Origin of the sequence: Mycobacterium sp. E1386 (genome assembly GCF_001672745.1) — a bacterium.
In the GTDB taxonomy this organism is placed as follows: domain Bacteria; phylum Actinomycetota; class Actinomycetes; order Mycobacteriales; family Mycobacteriaceae; genus Mycobacterium.
In genome coordinates this window covers 1-3,532 of record NZ_LZKH01000204.1, presented here as the reverse complement: position 1 = coordinate 3,532, position 3,532 = coordinate 1, and the positions used below count along the sequence as shown (strand labels likewise).

The window sequence follows — 3,532 nt, the reverse complement described above, 5'->3', positions numbered from 1 at the left end:
GACAAATCCGGGATGCCGCGCCCATAAAACCGGCGCGGCTGACCCACCCTCAGGCCCCGCCCCCCGCGGACGGCGGGGCGCCGCCGCCGGCCAACCCGGGGCCTGAGGTGCCGCCCGCGCCGCCAGCCGGGGGCTAGCCGCGTGCCCGCGCGGATGGATCCCCAGCGGTTCGACGAACTGGTGTCCGACGCGCTCGACCTGATCCCACCTCAGCTGGCGGCGGCGATGGACAACGTCGTCGTGCTGGTCGACGACCGCCACCCCGAGGACGGCGAACTGCTCGGGCTGTACGAGGGGGTCGCCCTCACCGACCGCGACTCCGACTACGCCGGATCGCTGCCGGACGCCATCACCATCTACCGCGAGGCGCTGCTGGACGTCTGCGATTCCGAGGACGACGTCGTCGAGGAGGTGGCGATCACGGTGATCCACGAGGTCGCCCACCACTTCGGCATCGACGACGACCGGCTGGAAGAACTGGGCTGGGCCTGAGGTGGCGCCCCGGCGTCCGCCGGGGGTGGGGCCTGCGGCGCCTGGGGAGGCGGGGTGTCCGACGCGGGCGCCTGGGGCGCTACCGCCGGCTGCTGACCCGGGAGGTGCTGATTGTTCGGCGGGATCTCCGGGGGAGCGCTGGCCTGGCTCTGCGGAGCCTGTGCCGGCACCTGGAGCGGTATTGGCGGCATGGTGAGCCGCTCTTCGGGAATGTCGGGCGGCGGCACCGGCGGCTGACCGTTGATGAGCAGTTGGCCCTTCGCGCTGTTGACCAGGGTGGCCCAGCCGCCGTTGCCCAAGGTCGCGCCGATGCTGCAGGCGACCTCGCGGCTGCCGGCCGTCCAGCTGGCCAGCGGCACGGTGGGGTAGATCAGCGTCAGGGTGGTGGTGCGCAACTTGACCGGCGCCAGATAGGCGTCCGTCATCTTGGTGCACAGATCCTTGATGTACCCGTCCTGGTCGGGCTCCGCCGGCAGCGCGCCGGGGAACTTCTCGGCCAGGTTGACCGTGCCGGTCACCTCCATCGCGTGCGGAGTCGCGCACTCGACCGGCGCATCGATCGGCTGGTTGGTGGCCGAGTCGATGCCCAGGCAGGTGCCGGCCGGCCAGACCTTGGACTGGTCGACCTCGGCGACCTTGCCCTTGAAGGCCTGTTGCTGGTTGTTGGGGCCGGGCAGCTGCAGTCCGCACAACATGCGGCGCTCGCCGTTCTGGCGCCAGGCCCGGTCACCGGGCCACAGCAGGCTGACGGTGAACTTGCTGTTGGGATCGAACTTGGGGCCCAGGTAGTTGCGCACGGCGGATTCGCACTGCTCCTGGGTGATCTGCTGAATGCGGGCGGGCGAGGGGGGAGCGGCGTTGGGGCCGTATTCGGCGCCCGGGAACGTCCTCATGTCGACGGATTCGGCGACTTCGAACTTGTGGTCGTCGGCGCAGTTGACGATCTTCGCCGACTCCGGGGTGGCGTCCGGCCAGATCAGGCAGTCACCGCTGGCGGCCTTGTTGAAGGCGGCGTCGCTCTTGCTGCCGGTGGTGGGCACCGGGTTGCCGTTGAGATAGCCGGACAGCCGCCCCGTGCCGGTGCCCCCCACCGGCAGCGCGGTGACCACCCCGGCGATCAGCAGGCCGCCCAGCGCGGTCAGCAGCAGGGCGCGCCGAGTCGCCTGGGCCTGCAGACTGCGCGGCCACCGGAAGCCGGCTTGCGGCTGTTCCGGCTCGGCGGTGGGGGCGTCGGACTCCGGGGCTTCCGGAAGGTCCGTCTCGGGCGCTCGTGACATCGGCTCCATTCTGACAGGGCCACCTGAGCCCCGTGACAAAAGTTACGGATGTGAGTCCTGAGTTGAGTCCGATTGGGTGCTCTGCCCGCCGACCGGAACCGAAAAAGTAGTGTCAGGGCCGTGATCGACCTGAAGCTGCTCCGGGAAGACCCCGACGCCGTGCGCCGTTCCCAACTCAACCGGGGCGAGGACCCGGCGCTGGTCGACGCCTTGCTGGCGGCCGACGTCGCCCGCCGGGCGGCGATCTCGTCGGCCGACGCGCTGCGCGCCGAACAGAAGTCGGCCAGCAAGAGCGTCGGCGCCGCGTCGCCCGAGGAGCGCCCGGCCAAGCTGGCGCGCGCCAAGGAGTTGGCCGAGCAGGTGAAGGCCGCCGAAACCGAGCAGGCCGAGGCGGAGGCCGCCTTCACCGCCGCGCACATGGCGATCTCCAACGTCGTCATCGACGGGGTGCCCGCCGGCGGGGAGGACGAATACCGCGTCCTGGAGGTCGTGGGCGAGCCTCCTTCGCTGCAAAACCCGAAGGACCACCTGGAGCTAGGCGAGTCGCTGGGGCTGATCGACATGCAACGCGGCGCCAAGGTGTCCGGCTCGCGCTTCTACTTCCTGACCGGGCGTGGGGCGCTGCTGCAGCTCGGGCTGCTGCAGCTGGCCCTGCGGTTGGCCGTCGAGAACGGCTTCATCCCGATGATCCCGCCGGTGCTGGTGCGCCCCGAGGTGATGGCCGGCACCGGATTCCTCGGCGCCCACGCCGACGAGATCTACCGCGTCGAGGCCGACGACCTCTACCTGGTCGGCACCTCCGAGGTGCCGCTGGCCGGCTACCACGCCGACGAAATCCTGGACCTGTCCGGCGGACCCCTGCGCTACGCGGGCTGGTCGTCGTGCTTCCGGCGGGAGGCCGGCAGCTACGGCAAGGACACCCGCGGCATCATCCGGGTGCATCAGTTCGACAAGGTCGAAGGCTTCGTCTACTGCACGCCCGCCGAAGCCGAGGCCGAACACGAACGGTTGCTGGGCTGGCAGCGCGAGATGCTGGCCCAGATCGGGGTGCCGTATCGGGTGATCGACGTCGCCGCAGGCGATCTCGGGTCGTCTGCCGCCCGCAAATTCGACTGCGAGGCATGGGTTCCCACGCAGGGCACCTACCGCGAGCTGACGTCGACGTCCAACTGCACCACCTTCCAGGCGCGCCGGCTTTCCACGCGCTACCGCGACGACAACGGCAAGCCGCAGACCGCCGCCACCCTCAACGGCACGCTGGGCACCACCCGGTGGCTGGTGGCGATCCTGGAGAACCACCAGCAGCCCGACGGCAGCGTGCGGGTGCCCGACGCGCTGGTGCCCTTCGTGGGCGCCGAGGTGCTCGAGCCCACCAACCGCTAGGGCGTCTTGGCGATCGCCCGCCCCGGCGTGTGCCCGAAGGCCCGCCGGTAGGTGTCGATGAAGGCGCTCGCTGTGGCCCAACCACATTCGGACGCCACCGACGTGACGTCGCGGCGCTCGGCGAGCAGCACCAGGGCGCGTTGCAACCGGAGCTGGGTGCGCCATTGCGGAAAGGTCATCGCCAGCTCGTCGCGGAACAGGCGGCTCAGGGTGCGTTGGCCGATGCCGATCCGACGGCCGATCTGCTGCAACGTCAACGGGTCACGCAGGTTGTCGGCGATCATCGCGCACGCGTCGCGGAGCCGGCCGTCGACCGGCGTCGGAAGCCACAGTGGCTCACCGGGACTGGCCGCCTGCACCTGGTCATGCAGCACCTCCAG

Annotated in this window: 3 protein-coding genes and 1 pseudogene; 2 read left to right on the top strand and 2 right to left on the bottom strand. The window is 70.6% G+C overall.

What is annotated here, in order from left to right:
* Nucleotides 1-141: 141 nt before the first annotated feature.
* Complete coding sequence (locus tag A5709_RS27715) at nucleotides 142-492, top strand: metallopeptidase family protein (protein WP_156673314.1); 351 nt, start codon at nucleotides 142-144, stop codon at nucleotides 490-492.
* On the opposite strand, the pseudogene A5709_RS20445 reads toward A5709_RS27715, so the two are convergent.
* Nucleotides 483-1,778, bottom strand: a pseudogene (locus A5709_RS20445) (septum formation family protein); the annotation flags it as partial. The gene A5709_RS27715 and the pseudogene A5709_RS20445 sit on opposite strands and share 10 nt — an antisense overlap.
* A 111-nt stretch (nucleotides 1,779-1,889) precedes the next feature.
* Here A5709_RS20445 and serS point away from each other — a divergent pair.
* Nucleotides 1,890-3,152, top strand: a complete 1,263-nt coding sequence (gene serS / locus A5709_RS20440; protein WP_068121975.1) for a serine--tRNA ligase — start codon at nucleotides 1,890-1,892, stop codon at nucleotides 3,150-3,152.
* On the opposite strand, the gene A5709_RS20435 is transcribed toward serS, so the two are convergent.
* A partial coding sequence (locus tag A5709_RS20435; RefSeq protein ID WP_156768111.1) for a helix-turn-helix domain-containing protein occupies nucleotides 3,149-3,532 on the bottom strand: 384 nt, incomplete at its 5' end. The two genes, serS and A5709_RS20435, sit on opposite strands and share 4 nt — an antisense overlap.